At 69.3% G+C, this 18,169-nt stretch carries 11 protein-coding genes and 3 rRNA genes; 6 read left to right on the plus strand and 8 right to left on the minus strand.

Going from position 1 to position 18,169, the window contains the following annotated elements; translation table 11 throughout:
* Window positions 1–72: 72 nt before the first annotated feature.
* The 6 genes from KPL60_RS16610 to KPL60_RS16635 form a co-directional block, all read right to left on the minus strand.
* Window positions 73–474: a zf-HC2 domain-containing protein gene (locus KPL60_RS16610; RefSeq protein ID WP_226366390.1), complete on the minus strand. Its 402-nt coding sequence runs from the start codon at window positions 472–474 to the stop codon at window positions 73–75.
* A gap of 337 nt (window positions 475–811) precedes the next feature.
* Window positions 812–928, minus strand: a 5S ribosomal RNA gene (gene rrf / locus KPL60_RS16615).
* A gap of 141 nt (window positions 929–1,069) precedes the next feature.
* A 23S ribosomal RNA gene (locus KPL60_RS16620) occupies window positions 1,070–4,170 on the minus strand.
* A gap of 328 nt (window positions 4,171–4,498) precedes the next feature.
* Window positions 4,499–6,018, minus strand: a 16S ribosomal RNA gene (locus KPL60_RS16625).
* Together the 16S, 23S and 5S rRNA genes form the textbook arrangement of a ribosomal RNA operon.
* A 443-nt stretch (window positions 6,019–6,461) precedes the next feature.
* Window positions 6,462–7,607: a fatty acid desaturase gene (locus KPL60_RS16630; RefSeq protein WP_226366391.1), complete on the minus strand. Its 1,146-nt coding sequence runs from the start codon at window positions 7,605–7,607 to the stop codon at window positions 6,462–6,464.
* A gap of 39 nt (window positions 7,608–7,646) precedes the next feature.
* Complete coding sequence (locus KPL60_RS16635) at window positions 7,647–8,771, minus strand: ferredoxin reductase (protein WP_226366392.1); 1,125 nt, start codon at window positions 8,769–8,771, stop codon at window positions 7,647–7,649.
* A gap of 174 nt (window positions 8,772–8,945) precedes the next feature.
* Here KPL60_RS16635 and KPL60_RS16640 point away from each other — a divergent pair, with 174 nt between their 5' ends.
* From KPL60_RS16640 to KPL60_RS16665, 6 genes are all read left to right on the plus strand, one after another.
* Window positions 8,946–9,731 carry a MerR family transcriptional regulator gene (locus KPL60_RS16640; RefSeq protein ID WP_226366393.1) on the plus strand — a complete coding sequence of 262 codons (786 nt, stop codon included), beginning with the start codon at window positions 8,946–8,948 and terminating at the stop codon, window positions 9,729–9,731.
* Between the two features lie 22 nt (window positions 9,732–9,753).
* Entirely contained in the window at window positions 9,754–11,517 is a 1,764-nt protein-coding gene (locus KPL60_RS16645; RefSeq protein WP_226350590.1) for an FAD-dependent monooxygenase, read from the plus strand.
* On the plus strand, window positions 11,514–13,400 hold the full coding sequence (locus KPL60_RS16650) for a maleylacetate reductase and hydroxyquinol 1,2-dioxygenase domain-containing protein (RefSeq protein ID WP_226366394.1): 1,887 nt from the start codon (window positions 11,514–11,516) through the stop codon (window positions 13,398–13,400). Before KPL60_RS16645 ends, KPL60_RS16650 begins: the two co-directional genes overlap by 4 nt.
* A gap of 62 nt (window positions 13,401–13,462) precedes the next feature.
* Entirely contained in the window at window positions 13,463–13,720 is a 258-nt protein-coding gene (locus KPL60_RS16655; protein WP_226350588.1) for a hypothetical protein, read from the plus strand.
* Between the two features lie 21 nt (window positions 13,721–13,741).
* The gene (glmS, locus tag KPL60_RS16660) at window positions 13,742–15,562 is read left to right on the plus strand and encodes a glutamine--fructose-6-phosphate transaminase (isomerizing) (protein WP_226366395.1); all 1,821 of its coding nucleotides are present in this window, start codon (window positions 13,742–13,744) and stop codon (window positions 15,560–15,562) included.
* On the plus strand, window positions 15,559–15,987 hold the full coding sequence (locus tag KPL60_RS16665; protein WP_226350586.1) for an MOSC domain-containing protein: 429 nt from the start codon (window positions 15,559–15,561) through the stop codon (window positions 15,985–15,987). Before glmS ends, KPL60_RS16665 begins: the two co-directional genes overlap by 4 nt.
* Here KPL60_RS16665 and KPL60_RS16670 read toward each other — a convergent pair.
* Together KPL60_RS16670 and KPL60_RS16675 are read right to left on the minus strand one after the other, a co-directional pair.
* Window positions 15,980–17,407 (minus strand): DHA2 family efflux MFS transporter permease subunit, encoded by a 1,428-nt coding sequence (locus KPL60_RS16670; protein ID WP_226366396.1) that lies wholly within the window; start codon window positions 17,405–17,407, stop codon window positions 15,980–15,982. The genes KPL60_RS16665 and KPL60_RS16670 overlap by 8 nt on opposite strands.
* The gene (locus tag KPL60_RS16675; protein WP_226366397.1) at window positions 17,404–18,009 is read right to left on the minus strand and encodes a TetR/AcrR family transcriptional regulator; all 606 of its coding nucleotides are present in this window, start codon (window positions 18,007–18,009) and stop codon (window positions 17,404–17,406) included. The genes KPL60_RS16670 and KPL60_RS16675 overlap by 4 nt, the downstream gene beginning before the upstream one ends.
* Window positions 18,010–18,169: the final 160 nt, after the last annotated feature.

Raw genomic sequence — 18,169 nt, forward strand, 5'->3', positions numbered from 1 at the left:
AGGGTTAACACAGTCACGAACACCAGAACCGGAAACACACCGATCACCCTCAACATAAACGCGACTGTAGTACTAGGCGGCGCGCACGGCGCAGCGGCAGGGTGCGCCCTGCTGGCAGCCGCAGCCACAGGTGCTCGCGCACCCGCAGGCCGAGGTCGCCGCACTCATCGGGGCCGGGCCCGCCGACCCGCTGCAGCAGCCGCCGTCGAGACAGCTCAGCCGCGGGACGGACGGGAGCGGTGGTGCCGGGGCCGGGGCGGCGACGCCGAGCACGGCGAGCACCCGGTCGGCGAGATCGGGGACCGGGTCCGCCGGACCGACGCGTGCGAGCCGGCCGAGCCGGTCGGCACCGTCGGCGAACGCGCGGCAGGACGCGCACCCGGCGAGGTGGTCCTCGGCCGCCGCGCGCTCGTCGTCGCCCGCCTCACCGTCGAGACAGGCGGACAGCACCTCGCGGTAGCCCTGACAGTCCATACCGTCACTGTCGTACACGAGGCCCGTCTGGTTCCACCCGACCCCCGTCCGTGTCCCGTCCGCGCGCCCCAAGGCCTGTCGGGCGGGTCCGACCGTCCCGGGTCCACGGGCGCACACACGCCACGGTGCCCGACGTCGCACACGTTCCTGCGACCTCGCACCCTCTGCAGGGTCTGCGAGGTCGCAGGAAAGCATGCGAGGTGCGCCGGCCCACCGGCCGTGCGGGAACTCCACGAGGGAGCACACCCCGGACCCGATACGTGGCGGCGCGAAAAGGGTCCGGAAATGAGAAATGCCCCGGACTCGAAAGTCCGGGGCACATCCCATCAAAGTTGAATGTCGGCGACGACCTACTCTCCCACACCCTGGCGAGTGCAGTACCATCGGCGCTGGAAGGCTTAGCTACCGGGTTCGGAATGGGACCGGGCGTTTCCCTACCGCAATGACCACCGACAACACTATCCAACTATCACCCCACCCCCAAAAACCTAGGGGCAGGGGTCGAGCACACACACCACCCCACACTCCCCCGGATCACCGGGGAAACGTGGATGGTTGTGGACTCAGGGTCACACAGTGGATGCGAACAACTCGTTGTGGCAAGCCCTCGGCCTATTAGTACCGGTCAACTCCACCCCTCACAGGGCTTCCATCTCCGGCCTATCAACCCAGTCATCTACTGGGAGCCTTACCCACTCGAAGGTGGTGGGAGACCTCATCTTGGAACAGGCTTCCCGCTTAGATGCCTTCAGCGGTTATCCCTCCCGAACATAGCCAACCAGCCGTGCCCCTGGCGGGACAACTGGCACACCAGAGGTTCGTCCGTCCCGGTCCTCTCGTACTAGGGACAGCCTTCCTCAAGTCTCCAACGCGCGCGGCGGATAGGGACCGAACTGTCTCACGACGTTCTAAACCCAGCTCGCGTACCGCTTTAATGGGCGAACAGCCCAACCCTTGGGACCTACTCCAGCCCCAGGATGCGACGAGCCGACATCGAGGTGCCAAACCATGCCGTCGATATGGACTCTTGGGCAAGATCAGCCTGTTATCCCCGGGGTACCTTTTATCCGTTGAGCGACACCCCTTCCACAAGGTGGTGCCGGATCACTAGTCCCGACTTTCGTCCCTGCTCGACCCGTCAGTCTCACAGTCAAGCTCCCTTGTGCACTTACACTCAACACCTGATTGCCAACCAGGCTGAGGGAACCTTTGGGCGCCTCCGTTACTCTTTGGGAGGCAACCGCCCCAGTTAAACTACCCACCAGGCACTGTCCCTGAACCAGATCATGGCCCGAGGTTGAGACACCCAATTCGACCAGAGTGGTATTTCAACAACGACTCCACCACCACTGGCGTGGCGATTTCACAGTCTCCCACCTATCCTACACAAGCCGAACCGAGCACCAATACCAAGCTATAGTAAAGGTCCCGGGGTCTTTCCGTCCTGCCGCGCGTAACGAGCATCTTTACTCGTAGTGCAATTTCGCCGAGTCTGTGGTCGAGACAGCGCCCAAGTCGTTACGCCATTCGTGCAGGTCGGAACTTACCCGACAAGGAATTTCGCTACCTTAGGATGGTTATAGTTACCACCGCCGTTTACTGGCGCTTAAATTCTCCGCTTCGCCCCGAAGGAGCTAACAGGTCCTCTTAACGTTCCAGCACCGGGCAGGCGTCAGTCCGTATACATCGTCTTGCGACTTCGCACGGACCTGTGTTTTTAGTAAACAGTCGCTTGGGCCTGGTCTCTGCGACCGGCCGTCCCTAGCCCGCAAGGAGCCTCAAGACAACCGGCCCTCCTTCTCCCGAAGTTACGGAGGTATTTTGCCGAATTCCTTAACCACAGTTCGCTCGATCGCCTCGGTATTCTCTACCTGACCACCTGTGTCGGTTTGGGGTACGGGCCGCAACAGCACTCGCTAGAGGCTTTTCTCGACAGCATGGGATCACCCTCTTCGCCTCAATCGGCTACGCATCACCTCTCACCCTTATATGAGCCCCGGATTTACCTAGGACTCGGGCTACAGGCTTACACCACGACAACCACCGCGTGGCGGAGCTACCCTCCTGCGTCACCCCATCACTTGCCTACTACCAGATCGGATCCCACGCTCCCCCACAAACACAACTCCCGAAGGAGCCGAGGTGGGTTCGGATGGTTAGCATCACCAGATTCAGCATGGACGCACTATCACGAGCACGGGAATATCAACCCGTTGTCCATCGACTACGCCTGACGGCCTCGCCTTAGGTCCCGGCTCACCCTGGGCGGAACAACCTGGCCCAGGAACCCTTGGTCATCCGGCGGCAGAGATTCTCACTCTGCATTCGCTACTCATGCCTGCATTCTCACTCCCACACCCTCCACCCGTAAATCACTCCCGGGCTTCACCAGATGCAGGACGCTCCCCTACCCAACAACACCTAAAGATGTCATTGCCACGGCTTCGGCGGTGCGCTTGAGCCCCGCTACATTGTCGGCGCAGGACCACTTGACCAGTGAGCTATTACGCACTCTTTCAAGGGTGGCTGCTTCTAAGCCAACCTCCTGGTTGTCCGGGCGATCCCACATCCTTTCCCACTTAGCGCACGCTTAGGGGCCTTAGCCGGTGATCTGGGCTGTTTCCCTCTCGACCACGAAGCTTATCCCCCGCAGTCTCACTGCCGCGCTCTCACTCACCGGCATTCGGAGTTTGGCTGACTTCGGTAAGCTTGTCGGCCCCCTAGGCCATCCAGTGCTCTACCTCCGGTGAGAAACACACGACGCTGCACCTAAATGCATTTCGGGGAGAACCAGCTATCACGAAGTTTGATTGGCCTTTCACCCCTACCCACAGCTCATCCCCCAGGTTTTCAACCCTGGTGGGTTCGGGCCTCCACGACGTCTTACCGACGCTTCACCCTGGCCATGGGTAGATCACTCCGCTTCGGGTCTACACCCCGCGACTACAGCGCCCTATTCGGACTCGCTTTCGCTACGGCTACCCCACACAGGTTAACCTCGCCACGAAGCATAACTCGCAGGCTCATTCTTCAAAAGGCACGCCATCACCCTGTACCACGAAAGCACTGCAGGCTCTGACGGCTTGTAAGCACACGGTTTCAGGTACTATTTCACTCCCCTCCCGGGGTACTTTTCACCTTTCCCTCACGGTACTTGTCCGCTATCGGTCATCAGGTAGTATTTAGGCTTGACGGGTGGTCCCGCCAGATTCACAGCGAATTTCACGGGCTCGCTGCTACTCGAGAACACGCCCACAACAGAACCCAGTGTTTTCGCGTACGGGGCTATCACCCACTACGGCCGACCATCCCAGAGTCGTTCCGCTAACACAGATCCAAGTTGTCCCATCCTCGGCAGAAGATGAACGACACGTCTCACAACCCCGCACCCGCAACGCCTGCCGGCTTGACACGGACACGGTTTAGCCTCTTCCGCTTTCGCTCGCCACTACTCACGGAATCACTATTGTTTTCTCTTCCTGTGGGTACTGAGATGTTTCACTTCCCCACGTTCCCTCCACGCACCCTATGAATTCAGGTACGGGTAACGCCCCATGACGGGCGCTGGGTTTCCCCATTCGGACACCCTCGGATCACAGCTCGGTTGACAGCTCCCCGAGGCCTATCGCGGCCTCCCACGTCCTTCATCGGCTCCTGATGCCCAGGCATCCACCATGTGCTCTTAACAACTTGACCACAACAAGATGCTCGCATCCACTATGCAACACTCAACCCACAACCACACCCGACCAAGAAACAACCACCACCCACACACAAGCAGGCGTTAGGAAGCCCCCGACCAGAGCGGCCAAAGAAGAACCACCGTTCCGAAGAACCGCAGATGTCTTCTCAGGACCCAACAGTGTGCCAAGCCAACACGGTCCGACGTGCTGCGTTCCACCCAACGCACCCAACCCACGAACGGGGCCGCTGATGCGATTCAATGAAGGAACCACAGACACCCAAAATGAGCACAACTCACTTACGAGCGTGTGGTGCCCCATCACATGATGGGACTCCTTAGAAAGGAGGTGATCCAGCCGCACCTTCCGGTACGGCTACCTTGTTACGACTTCGTCCCAATCGCCAGTCCCACCTTCGACAGCTCCCTCCACAAGGGTTGGGCCGCCGGCTTCGGGTGTTACCAACTTTCGTGACGTGACGGGCGGTGTGTACAAGGCCCGGGAACGTATTCACCGCAGCGTTGCTGATCTGCGATTACTAGCGACTCCAACTTCACGGGGTCGAGTTGCAGACCCCGATCCGAACTGAGACTCACTTTAAGGGATTCGCTCCACCTCACGGTCTCGCAGCCCTCTGTATGAGCCATTGTAGCATGTGTGAAGCCCTGGACATAAGGGGCATGATGACTTGACGTCATCCCCACCTTCCTCCGAGTTGACCCCGGCAGTCTCCCATGAGTCCCCACCATTACGTGCTGGCAACATGGAACAAGGGTTGCGCTCGTTGCGGGACTTAACCCAACATCTCACGACACGAGCTGACGACAGCCATGCACCACCTGCACACCAACCACAAGGGAAGCCCTATCTCTAGGGATGTCTGGTGCATGTCAAACCCAGGTAAGGTTCTTCGCGTTGCATCGAATTAATCCACATGCTCCGCCGCTTGTGCGGGCCCCCGTCAATTCCTTTGAGTTTTAGCCTTGCGGCCGTACTCCCCAGGCGGGGCGCTTAATGCGTTAGCTGCGGCACAGAAACCGTGGAATGGTCCCCACACCTAGCGCCCAACGTTTACGGCGTGGACTACCAGGGTATCTAATCCTGTTCGCTCCCCACGCTTTCGCTCCTCAGCGTCAGTATCGGCCCAGAGACCCGCCTTCGCCACCGGTGTTCCTCCTGATATCTGCGCATTTCACCGCTACACCAGGAATTCCAGTCTCCCCTGCCGAACTCAAGTGATGCCCGTATCGACCGCACGCTCAGAGTTAAGCCCCAAGTTTTCACGGCCGACGCGACACACCGCCTACGAGCTCTTTACGCCCAATAATTCCGGACAACGCTCGCACCCTACGTGTTACCGCGGCTGCTGGCACGTAGTTGGCCGGTGCTTCTTCTCCAGGTACCGTCAATTGCTCTTCGTCCCTGGCGAAAGAGGTTTACAACCCGAAGGCCGTCATCCCCCACGCGGCGTCGCTGCGTCAGGCTTCCGCCCATTGCGCAATATTCCCCACTGCTGCCTCCCGTAGGAGTCTGGGCCGTGTCTCAGTCCCAGTGTGGCCGGTCGCCCTCTCAGGCCGGCTACCCGTCACCGCCTTGGTAGGCCATCACCCCACCAACAAGCTGATAGGCCGCGGGCCCATCCCCCACCGAAGAAACTTTCCACCACCAACCATGCGATCAGTGGTCCTATCCGGTATTAGACCCAGTTTCCCAGGCTTATCCCAGAGTGGAGGGCAGGTCACCCACGTGTTACTCACCCGTTCGCCGCTCGTGTACCCCCGAAAGGGCCTTACCGCTCGACTTGCATGTGTTAAGCACGCCGCCAGCGTTCGTCCTGAGCCAGGATCAAACTCTCCAACAAAACCCTGACTTACAGCAAACAACTGGCCACAACACCCGACGGGATCGAATGCTGCAACCAAACAAACAATTTGGCACAAAACGCCAAACCGAATAAATAGCTCGACACACTGTTGAGTTCTCAAAAGACACCCGCACCGCAATCACCCAACCCCCGAGAAGGAAGCGGGATCCTGAAGGCGGATCGCCTTGACCCACAAAGGTAACCACACCGAGAAACTCGGTGAACCACCGGGGGTCGCTGTCCGCGGGGCCTGTTGACCGAGCCTCTCAGGGCCCGTTCTGTCCGGCTCACTCGCTGACAGGAAGAAAGTTACACGGCCCGTCGGGCGCCGTTCACAGGGGGGTCGGCTTTCGGCGTCGTCGCAGGTCAGAGGCATGGAAGCCCTGATCGGCCCCGACCGCGCCCCCGTCGTCCACAGTGCTCCCGGTCCCCCGCGGCGGTCAGGCCGCCTGCGCGGCGGGGCGACGGAGCAGACCGCGGCGCTCGCGGCGGTGCTCGGACTCCCGGATTCCGCGGGCCGGCAGCGACAGCCGCCAGATCGAGCGGGTCGCCTGCCAGAACTGCCGCGGGAACGGTCCCGTCGTGTAGGGCAGGTCGTACTTCTCGCAGAGGGCCCGGACCTTCACCGCGATCTCCGGGTACCGGTTGGACGGCAGGTCCGGGAACAGGTGGTGCTCGATCTGGTAGCCGAGGCTGCCGGACATGACGTGCATCAGGCGGTTGCCGGTGAAGTTGGCCGAGCCGAGCAGCTGACGTAGGTACCACTCGCCGCGCGTCTCCCCCTTCAACTCCTCCTCGGTGAAGACCTCGGCGCCGTCGGGGAAGTGCCCGCAGAAGATGATCGCGTAGGACCAGATGTTGCGGACGACGTTCGCGGTGGCGTTGGCGGTCAGCGTCGAGACCGCGGCGGGGCCGGTGAGCAGCGGGAACAGCAGGAAGTCCTTGCGCATCTGCCGGGCGTGCTTGCGGCCGACGTCGAGCAGCTTGCGGCGGAACTCCTCGGGGTCCTCCAGCTGCATCTTCAGCAGGCCGTCCACGTCGAGGTCGTGCAGCGACACACCGTGCTCGAACAGCAGCATCAGCAGGACGTTCCAGAACGGCTGCCCCAGGTAGGCGGGGTGCCAGGGCTGGTCGGCGCGGACCCGGAGGATCTCGTAGCCGACGTCCTTGTCCTTGCCGATCACGTTCGTATACGTGTGGTGCAGGTAGTTGTGCGAGTGCCGCCACTGCTCGGCGGGGCACACGTTGTCCCACTCCCACGTCGACGAGTGGATCTCCGGGTCGTTCATCCAGTCCCACTGGCCGTGCATGACGTTGTGCCCGATCTCCATGTTCTCCAGGATCTTCGCGACCGAGAGCATGGCGGTGCCGGCGAGCCAGAGCGGCGGGATCCGGCTGCCGAACAGCGTGACCCGCGCGGCGACGTTCAGCCGCCGCTGCCAGGTGATCATCGTGCGGATGTAGTCGGCGTCGTACTGGCCGCGACGCTCCTCGACGTCGGCGCGGATCGCGTCGAGCTCGCGCCCGATCGCCTCCACGTCGGCCTCGGTGAGGTGGGCGAACTCCTTGACGTCGGAGATGGCCACGACGTTCCTCCTGGGTGTGAGCGGTGTCGGGACTCGGTGTCAGATCTCCAGGACGCAGTCACCGGCGGCGGCGGTGATGCAGGTCTGGATCCTCTCGGCGGGGGTGTCGGGGTCGCCGCGGCGTTCGGTGCCGTCGCGCAGGTCGCGCACCGAGCCCGACCGCAGGCCGACGGTGCAGGTGTGGCAGATGCCCATCCGGCAGCCGTAGGGCAGGTCGAGGCCGGCCTGCTCCCCGGCGTCGAGCAGGGTGGTGGCGCCGTCGACGTCGACGGTGGCGTCGCCGTCGCCCGAGGAGGTGGCGGCGGAGCCGCGGCGGACGAAGGTGACCGTGCCGCCCTCCGCCTCACCCCCGCGCAGCGACGCGGAGAAGCGCTCGACGTGCAGCGCCTCGCCCCGGCCCGCGGACTCCCACAGGTCCTCGGCCTCGTCGAGCATCGCCTCCGGGCCGCAGGCCCAGGTGCTGCGCTCGCGCCAGTCCGGGCAGTACTCCGCCAGCCCGTCGGGGGTGAGCCTGCCGTGCTCCCCGGTGAGGTGCAGCTGCACCCGCAGCGACGGGTGCCGCGCGGACAGGGCGTCGAGCTCGTCGGCGAAGATGACGTCGCCGTCGCGCGGGGCCGAGTGCACGAGCACCACGTCGGTCACGGTGTCGCGACGGTCCAGGGTGCGCAGCATCGCCATGATCGGGGTGATGCCGCTGCCCGCGGTGAGGAACAGCAGCCGCTCCGGGGGCGGGTCGGGCAGCACGAACTCGCCCTGCGGCAGCGCCAGGCGCACCACCGTGCCGGGCCCGACACCGTCGACGAGGTGGCGGGACAGGAAGCCCTCCGGCATCGCCTTCACGGTGATCGAGATGTGCCTGCGGTCGCGACGCGGCTCGGAGGTCAGCGAGTAGGAGCGCCAGTGGAAACGGCCCTCCACCTCGACGCCGATCCCGACGTACTGGCCGGCGCGGTGGTCGAACGACCACCCCAGGCCGGGGCGGATGACCAGCGTCGCGGCGTCGGCCGTCTCGGGCACGACCTTCACCACCCGCCCGCGCAGCTCCCGCACCGACCACAGCGGGTTGAGCAGCAGCAGGTAGTCGTCGGGCAGCAGTGGCGTGGTGAAACGGGCGGCCGCCTTGCGTGCGCGGCGCAGTCCCCTCGGCAGTACGGCGTCGGTCATGACCCACCTCGTCGTCGCGGTCGGGGACCATCGGACCCGATCTCGGTGGCGACGGCAAGTTGGGACGGCGACACCCCCGTCACCAGTGACGACGGCGTCGGCCTCCGACCTGCGGGAACGTTACATCGGTTCTCTCGTCAACGATGTCGAGATCGACTGTCTAGGATCGTCCGGGTGGCGGACTTCCCGATCGAGGAGCTGGCCCGCCGGGCGGGGATGACCGTGCGGACGGTGCGCTCCTACATCACGCGCGGGCTGCTCCCGCCGGGCGAGCGGGCCGGCCGGGCCGCCCGCTACACCGACGCCCACCTCGACCGGCTGGACCTGGTCAACGGGCTGCGCCGGCGCGGCTTCTCCCTCGGGGCGATCGAGGTGCTCGTCACCCAGGACCCCGGACGGACCGCCGAGGAGGCGCTGCGGCTCTACCGCGGGATGCTCGCCCCGTGGCAGCCGGAGGAGCCCGTCGAGGTCGACGGGACGGAGCTGCCCACCCACCTCGGGCTCGACCCGGACGCGGTGTCGGCCGACGAGCTGGTCCGCCACCTGTGCGCGACGGGCGTCGTCGAGACCGCGGCCCACGGACGGCTGCGCATCCTGCGGCCGGACCTCGCCCGGGCCGCCGCGGAGGCCGTGCGGCTGGGCATCCCGCCCGCCGCGCTGGTGGGGCTGCGCCGGCGGCTCGACGACCACACCGGCGCCGTCGCCGAGATGTTCGTCGAGCTGTTCGCCCGGCAGGTGTGGGACGGCCACGTCGAGGCCGGGCTGCCCGCCGGCGACGCGCCCCGGATCCAGCAGACCGTCGAGCAGCTGCAGCCGGTCGCGACGCTGGCGCTGCTGTCGTCGTTCCGCTCGCGCATGCAGGACGCGATGGACGCCTTCATCACCCGGATATCCGACGACATCTCCCCCGAGGCCGGACGCGCGATGGGGATCCGGACGACGGACCTGGACGATCGTTGACTCTTCAACGATGATGCGCCGGGTGAGCACCGTGACGACGGACGTCCTCGTGATCGGCAGCGGGCCCGCGGGCTCCTCGGCCGCCCTGTTCCTCGCCGGTCTCGGCGTCGACCACCTCGTGATCACCAAGTACCGGTGGACCGCCGACACCCCGCGCGCGCACATCACCAACCAGCGCACCGTCGAGATCCTGCGCGACCAGGGGGTGGAGGCCGACGTCGTCGCCGAGGGGACGCCGTCGCACCTCATGGGCGAGACGGTGTTCTGCACCGCGCTCGCCGGCGACGAGCTCGGCCGGGTCCGGACCTGGGGCACCCACCCCGCGCGGCGCGCCGACTACACCCTGGCCAGCCCGTCGTCGCACTGCGACCTGCCCCAGAACATCCTCGAGCCGATCCTGGTGGGACGGGCCGCCGAGCGCGGCAGCCGCATCCGCTTCGACACCGAGTACAGCCACCACGTCCAGGACGACGACGGCGTCACCGTCACCGCGCGCGACCGGCTCACCGGGGCGGAGCTGACGATCCGGGCCCGCTACGTGATCGGCGCCGACGGTGGGCGCAGCGCCGTCGCCCGGGACGCCGGCCTGCCCTTCGACGGCCGCGGCGAGCTCGCGGGCAGCATGAACATCGTCTTCGACGCCGACCTCACCGCGCTGGTCGAGCACCGGCCGAGCGTCCTGTACTGGGTGTTGCAGCCCGGTGCCGACGTCGGCGGCATCGGGATGGGCGTGCTGCGCATGGTGCGGCCGTGGACCCGCTGGATGGCGATCTGGGGCTACGACCTCGCTGGTCCCCCGCCGGAGCTCGACGACGCCGCGGCCACCGCGATCGTCCACGACCTGATCGGCGACGACTCCGTGCCGGTGACGATCCGCTCGACCTCGGTGTGGACGGTCAACGAGCAGTGGGCCACCCGCTACCGGTCGGGCCGGGTGTTCTGCGCCGGTGACGCCGTGCACCGCCACCCGCCGTCGAACGGGCTGGGCTCCAACACCTCGATCCAGGACTCCTACAACCTGTGCTGGAAGCTCGCGATGGTGCTGCGCGGCACCGCCGGGCCGGGGCTGCTGGACTCCTACGACGCCGAGCGCGCTCCCGTCGGTGAGCAGATCGTGCGTCGCGCCAACCGCTCGGTGGAGGAGTTCGGCCCGATCTTCACCGCGCTCGGGCTCACCCCGGGTGCCGATCCCGAGGCCATGCGCGCCTCGATGGCGGCCCGTGCCGACGACTCCCCCACCGGGGCCCGGCGGCGCGGCGAGCTGCGGGCGGCGCTGGAGGCCAAGGACTACGAGTTCAACGCGCACGGCGTCGAGATGGGGCAGGCCTACACCGGCCCCGGCGTCGTCGCCGACGGCACGCCCGAGCCGCCGCCCGAGCGCGACCCGGAGCTGTTCTACCGGCCGACCACCCGGCCCGGGCACCGGCTGCCGCACTGCTGGCTGGGCCGCGACGGGCACCGGGTCTCCACCCACGACATCACCGGCAAGGGCCGGTTCGCCCTGCTCACCGGCATCGCGGGCGGCGCCTGGGCCACGGCCGCGGCCACCGTCGCCGCCGAGCTGGGGATCGACCTGGCCGCGCACGTGGTCGGCCCGGGCCGCGAGCACACCGACCTCTACGACGACTGGGCGCGGCTGCGCGAGGTCGGCGAGGACGGCTGCGTGCTCGTCCGCCCGGACGCCCACGTCGCCTGGCGCAGCGACGCGCTCGTCGCCGACCCGGCGGCCGCGCTGCGCGCGGTGCTGGGGAGCATCCTGGACCGGACCCCGGAGGTGACCGCATGACCGGCTTCGTCCACGAGCCCTCCCCCGCGCGGGTGGTGTTCGGCCCCGGCACGATCGACGACCTCGCCGCGGAGGTGACGCGGCTCGGCCGGTCGCGGGTGTTCCTCGTCGGCGGCCGCCACCCCGCGGGCGCGGCGGACCGGGCGCGGGCCGCGCTCGGGTCGCTGCTCGCCGGACGGTTCGACCGGGCCGCCGTGCACACCCCGGTGACCGTGACCGACGAGGCGCTGGCGGCGTTCACCGCGGCCGGGGCGGACTGCGTCGTCGCGATCGGGGGCGGCTCGCAGATCGGGCTGTCCAAGGCGCTCGCGGTGCGGACCGGTGCCGACCAGGTCGTCGTCCCCACGACGTACTCGGGCTCGGAGTGCACCGCGGTGCTCGGCGAGCTGGGGGTGGACACGCCGGGGGTGAAGACCACCCGGACCGACCCGGCGATCCGGCCCGAGACCGTCGTCTACGACACGACGCTCGTCGCCGGCCTGCCGTCGCAGGTGGGAGTGCCGAGCGCGGTGAACGCGCTGGCGCACGCCGTCGAGGCGCTGTGGAGCACCGACCGCGACCCGCTGACCGACGCCGCCGCGCTGGAGTCGGTGCGGCTGCTCACCGCGGGGCTGCGCGACGGGGACACCGACGCGCTGCTGCGCGGGGCGTGGCTGGCCGGGACCTGCCTGGACCGGGCCGGGATGGCGTTGCAGCACAAGCTCGCCCACACCGTCGGCGGCACGCTGGACCTGCCGCACGCGCCGACCCACGCCGTGCTGCTGCCGCACGTCATCTCCTACAACGCGGCCGCCGCGCCGCGGATCGCCGAGGCGCTCGGGCCGGACCCGGCCGGGGCGGTGTACGACCTGCTCGTCGCCGCGGGCGGGCCGACGTCGCTGGCCGCGCTGGGCGTCGACGAGGCCGACCTGGACCGGCTCGCCGAGCAGGCCGTCGCCCGGCCGTACCCGAACCCGGTGCCGGTGACCCGCGACGGCGTGCGCGCCCTGCTCGGGCGGGCCTGGGCCGGGCAGCGGCCGGGGGACCCGGTGCGCGCCACCCTGGACGCGCTGACCGCGCAGGTCACCGCGTCGTTCGGCGGGCCCGACGAGCGGCTCCGCACCCTGCTGGCCGATCTCGCGGCCACCCTGCACGGCTACGCGCGCGAGCACGACCTGACCCAGGACGAGTGGCAGGCCGCGATCGACTTCCTCACCCGCACCGGGCACCTCACCGACGAGCGGCGCCAGGAGTTCGTGCTGCTGTCGGACACCCTCGGGCTGTCCAGCGTGGTGGACGTGCTGACCCACTCGCGCACCCCGGACACGACGTCCTCGGCCGTGCTCGGGCCGTTCTACACCGACGGCCCGCCCGAGCTGGACCAGGGAACCGACGTCTCCGCGGGGAAGAAGGGGACCCCGCTGTGGGTGGACGTGGTCGTCACCGACACCGGTGACGAGCCGGTCGCCGGGGCGGTCGTCGACATCTGGCAGTCCGACGAGGACGGTTTCTACGACCTGCAGCTGCCCGAGACCGAGGGCCCCGTCCTGCGCGGCCGGTTCCGCACCGACGACGCGGGCCGGCTGCGGTTCCGCTCGATCCTGCCCGCCGCCTACCCGATCCCGGCCGACGGACCGGTCGGGGAGATGCTGCACGCCACCGGACGGCACCCCTTCCGGGCGCCGCACCTGCACTTCCTCATCGAGGCGCCGGGGCACCGGCAGCTGATCACGCAGCTGTTCGTCGCCGGTGGGGAGCACCTCGACTCGGACACGGTGTTCGGGGTGAAGGACGACCTGGTCGTGGAGTTCGCCCCGCGCCGCGGCCCGATGCCCGACGGCGTCGAGCCCGACGGGGAGTGGCGGCTGCTGGAGTTCACCTTCCGGATCGCCCGCGATCGCTGATTCCTGCCCGATTCCGGGCAGGATCCTGGCCCTTCGGCCCGCCGCCGGTCAGGATCGGCGGTGTGGATCCGGATCTCGTGCGGCACGTGGCCGCCACCACCGGGCTCGCCGAGCCGGTGGCGGCCCGCGTGGTCGCCGACGTCGTCGCCTACTTCGGCGAGACCACCGAGGAGTTCGTCCGCCGCCGGCACCGCGAGCTGCAGGCCCGCGACCGGCGCAACGACGAGATCTGGCCGCGGATCGCGGCCGAGCTCGCCGCGCGGGTGGTCGCCCCCGGTGACGTCTCCCAGCGGCGGCTGCGCCGGATCGTCTACGGCTGAGCGGACGACGGGGGAACGTGCATGTGCGGGATCGTGGGTTACGTGGGGCCGCGGGAGGCGGCGGGTGTGCTGCTCGACGGGCTGTCCCGGCTGGAGTACCGGGGCTACGACTCGGCGGGCCTGGCCGTGGCGCACCGCCGGAAGGTGACGGTGCGGCGGACCGCCGGGCGGGTGGAGGACCTGCGCACGCTGCTGGGTGACGCCCCTCCCCCGGGCCGGTCGGGCGTCGCGCACACCCGGTGGGCCACCCACGGCGAGCCGAGCGAGGCCAACGCGCACCCGCACACCGACGCGTCCGGGCGGGTCGCGATCGTGCACAACGGCATCGTCGAGAACGCCGACGCGCTGCGCGGCGCGCTCACCGCGCGCGGGGTCGTGCTGCGCAGCGACACCGACTCCGAGGCGCTCGCGCACCTGGTCGCCGAGGCGCTCGACGGCGGGGCGGCGACCCTCGCCGACGCGGTGCGCACGGCGCTCGCCGGCGTCGAGGGCACCTACGGCCTCGCGGTGCTCGACGCCCGCACCCCCGACGAGATCGTCGTCGCGCGCAACGGCAGCCCGATCGTGCTCGGCATCGGCGACGGCGAGATGGTCGTCGCCTCCGACCTGGCCGCGGTCGTGCGGCACACCCAGAAGGTCGTGTTCCTCGACGACGGCGAGATCGTCACCGTGCGCGCCGACGGCATCGAGGGCTCCACCCGGATCAGCCCGACCACCGTCGACACCGGCTCCGAGGACTACGCGCTCGGCGGGCACCCCGACTTCCTGGCCAAGGAGATCGCCGAGCAGCCCGACGCCCTCCGCCGCGCGCTGGCCGGGCGGTTCGACACCCGGTTCGCCACCGCCCGGCTGGGCGGGCTCGGGATGGACCCGCGCGAGCTGCGCGGGGTGCGCCGGGTGCTGTTCCTGGGCTGCGGGTCGGCGTACTACGCCGGGGAGATCGGCGCCGGGCTGGTCGAGCAGCTGGCCCGGATCCCGGCGGCGGCCGAACCGGCCGGCGAGTTCCGCCACCGCAATCCGGTCGTCGACCCGGACTGCCTCTACGTCGCGGTCAGCCAGTCCGGCGAGACCGCCGACACCCTCGCCGCGGTGCAGGAGCTGCGCCGCAAGGGCGGCCGGGTGATCGGCGCGGTGAACGTGATCGGGTCGGCGATCTCCCGCGAGTGCGGGGCCGGGGTGTTCCTGCACTCCGGGCCGGAGGTGTCGGTCGCCTCGACCAAGGCCGTCACGACCATGAGCGTGTCGTTCGCGATGCTCGCGGTGCTGCTGGGCCGGGTGCGGGACCTGTCGGTGGCCGACGGGCGGCGGCTGCTCGACGGGCTGGCGGCGCTGCCCCGCCACGTCGAGGCCGTCCTGGCCGACGACGCCGCCCACGGCACGGTCGCCGCGGTCGCGCAGCGGTGGGCGCACGCGTCGTCGATGTTCTTCGTCGGGCGCACCCGGTGCAGCCCGGTCGCGCGGGAGGGCGCGCAGAAGCTCAAGGAGATCTCCTACTGCCACGCCGAGGCCTACCCCGCCTCCGAGCTCAAGCACGGCCCGCTGGCGCTGGTCACCCCGGACATGCCCAGCGTCGTCGTGGTCCCCGACGACGAGCTGCTCGCGAAGAACGTCGGCACGATCGAGCAGATCCGGGCCCGGGGCGGGCCGGTGATCGCGGTGACCGACGCCGAGCTGCCCGCCGGGCTCGCCGACGCCGTGCTGCGGGTGCCGCGCACCGAGCCGGAGCTGGCGCCGATCCTGCTCGGGATCCCCCTGCAGCTGCTCGCCCGGCACGCCGCCGTCGCGCTCGGACGCGACGTGGACCGGCCGCGGAACCTCGCGAAGTCGGTGACGGTGGAGTGAGGGTCCTCGGGCTGCACGTGGCCGCGGAGCGGGGTGCGCCGATGCACGACGTCGGGCGGGTCGAGGTGGTCGCGGGCAGCGGCGTCGTCGGCGACCGGTACTTCGGCACCCGGCACCGGCACGTCTCGGTGCAGAGCCGCGACGAGCTCGACGACGCCGCGGCCGCGCTCGGGGCCCCGGTGCCCTCGGGCGGCACCCGGCGCACCGTCACCGTCGACCACGGCACCGTCCCGACGACGCCCGGCACCCGGCTGCGGCTCGGCGACGTCGAGCTGGAGGTGGTGCGGAAGGCCGCACCCTGCCGGGTGATGGAGACCGCCGTCGGGCCGGGGGCGCGCCGCGCGCTGCACGACCGCGGCGGCGCGGTCTGCCGGGTGCTGACCTCCGGTGCGATCGCCGTGGGCGACCCGGTGGAGGTCAGCTGACGGGGGCCTGGGCCACGGTGCGGCGCCGGACGAGCAGCGACAGCAGGACGGCCAGCACCCCGACCCCGCCGGCGACGGCGAACGCGGCGTGCAGCCCGTCGGCGTCCGGGGAGGCCCCGGCGGCGCTCGCCGAGCCCAGCGCGGCGACGGTGACGAACAGCGCCGTCCCCAGCGCGCCCGCGACCTGCTGCAGCGTGGACAGGATCGCGCTGCCGTGGGAGTACAGCTCGTCGGGCAGCGAGCCCAGCGCCTCGGTCATCAGCGGCGTCATCATCAGCGCGAGCCCGCCCATCAGGACCAGGTGGAAGCCGACGACCACGCCCAGCGGGGTGCCCGGGCCGAGGGTGGAGAACAGCAGCAGACCGGTCGCCATCAGCACCGCGCCGGGGATGACCAGCGGGCGGGCGCCGACGCGGTCGAACAGCGCGCCGACCGGGCGGCCGAGCAGGCCGAGCAGCAGCCCGCCGGGCAGCACCACGAGCCCGGAGACCAGCGTGCTCGTGCCGAGCACGGTCTGCAGGTAGAGCGGCAGCAGCACCGCGGCGACACCGATCAGCGACAGCAGCACCAGCGCGGTGAGCACCAGTGCCACGACGAACTGGCGCCGCCGGAACGGGCGCAGGTCCAGCAGCGCGTGGCCGGAGCGCATCAGCCGCAGCTGGCGCAGTACGAACACCGCCAGCGCGACCAGCCCGACGACGACCGGCACCCACGGCGGGAGCCCCCCGCCGCCGTGGCCGCCCAGCGAGGACAGCCCGTAGACCAGGCCGCCGAACCCGACGGCGGACAGCAGCACCGACACCACGTCGAGCGGGACCGGGCGGCCGCCGCCGTCGATGCGCAGCCACCGTGCGCCGGCCGCCATGGCGATCACGGCCAGCGGCAGGACCAGCCAGAACATCCAGCGCCAGCCCAGACCGGAGAGGATCGCGCCGCCGATCGTCGGGCCGATCGCGGGCGCGACGGCGATGACGATCGTGATCGTGCCCATCGTCGCGCCGCGCCGCTCGGCGGGCACCAGACGCAGGATCGTGGTCATCAGCAGCGGGATCATCATCGCCGTGCCGCCGGCCTGCACGATGCGGCCGACGAGCAGCACCGCGAATCCGGGTGCGAACCCGGCGATCGCGGTCCCCGCGGTGAACAGCCCGAGCGAGGTGAGGAAGACCTGCCGCGGGGTGAAGCGGTCGAGCAGGTAGCCGGTGGTGGGGATGACCACGGCCATCGTCAGCAGGAAGCCGCTGGTCAGCCACTGGGTGGTGGTGGCGGGGACACCGAGGTCGACGCTCAGGTCGCGCAGCGCGACGCTCAGCACGGTCTCGTTGAGGATCATCACGAACGCGGCGCCGACGAGGACGGCGATCAGCGGTCCGGTCCGGTTCGCCGGTACCGGTTCGGTACGGGACGGGGTGGTGGTCACGCGGGGTCTCCTGCCCGGGGAAGGGTCGTGGTGGCCGCGCGCAGGGCGCGGCCGAGTCGGTCGACGGGGTCGGTGCACCGGACGCCCGCGGCGAGCTCGACGGCGAGGTCCTCGCCGCTGATCCGCAGGGCGGCGGCGACGGCGGCGGCGTGCACCCGGACGTCCAGGTCGCCGGGCTCGCGGCCGGCGCGGGCCGCGATCACCTCGGCGAGCACCGGCTCGGCCCGCTCGTGCACCGCCAGCCACACCGCCCGCAGACCGGGCTCGGTGCGCGACAGCGCGATGACGGTCATCGCGGCGTCGGCGTCGGCGGCGTCGACCGGGTCCTGGGGCGGGCGGTACTCGGCGAGCAGGTGCTCGTCGAGGCCCACCCCCGCCGGCCAGCGCCGCAGCGTCGCGACGACGGCGTCGATGCTGCGTGCGAGGACCGGCTCCACGCAGCTCTCCTTGGTGCGGAACCAGCGCCACAGCGTCCGGCCGGACAGCCCGACCTCCTCGGCGATCCGCTCGCCGCTGGTGGCGTGCACGCCGTGCTCCCGGAACAGCGCCACGGCCGCGCGGGAGATCTCGAGGCGCTGCAGCTCGCGCCGGCGGTCGCTCATCGGCACCCGCCCGCGTCTGGTGTCGTCGAGTGTCTTCATGTCACTGCCTGACAGTAATGAGACCGGCCGGGACCGGCCACGAGACGCTCGTCTCACAGTGCCTTTTTGGCAGTTTGTGCCACGCTGGTCGGGCACGTGATCATGCAACGCCGAGGGAGCC

Origin of the sequence: Pseudonocardia sp. ICBG162 (assembly GCF_020496225.1) — a bacterium.
GTDB lineage: Bacteria > Actinomycetota > Actinomycetes > Mycobacteriales > Pseudonocardiaceae > Pseudonocardia > Pseudonocardia alni.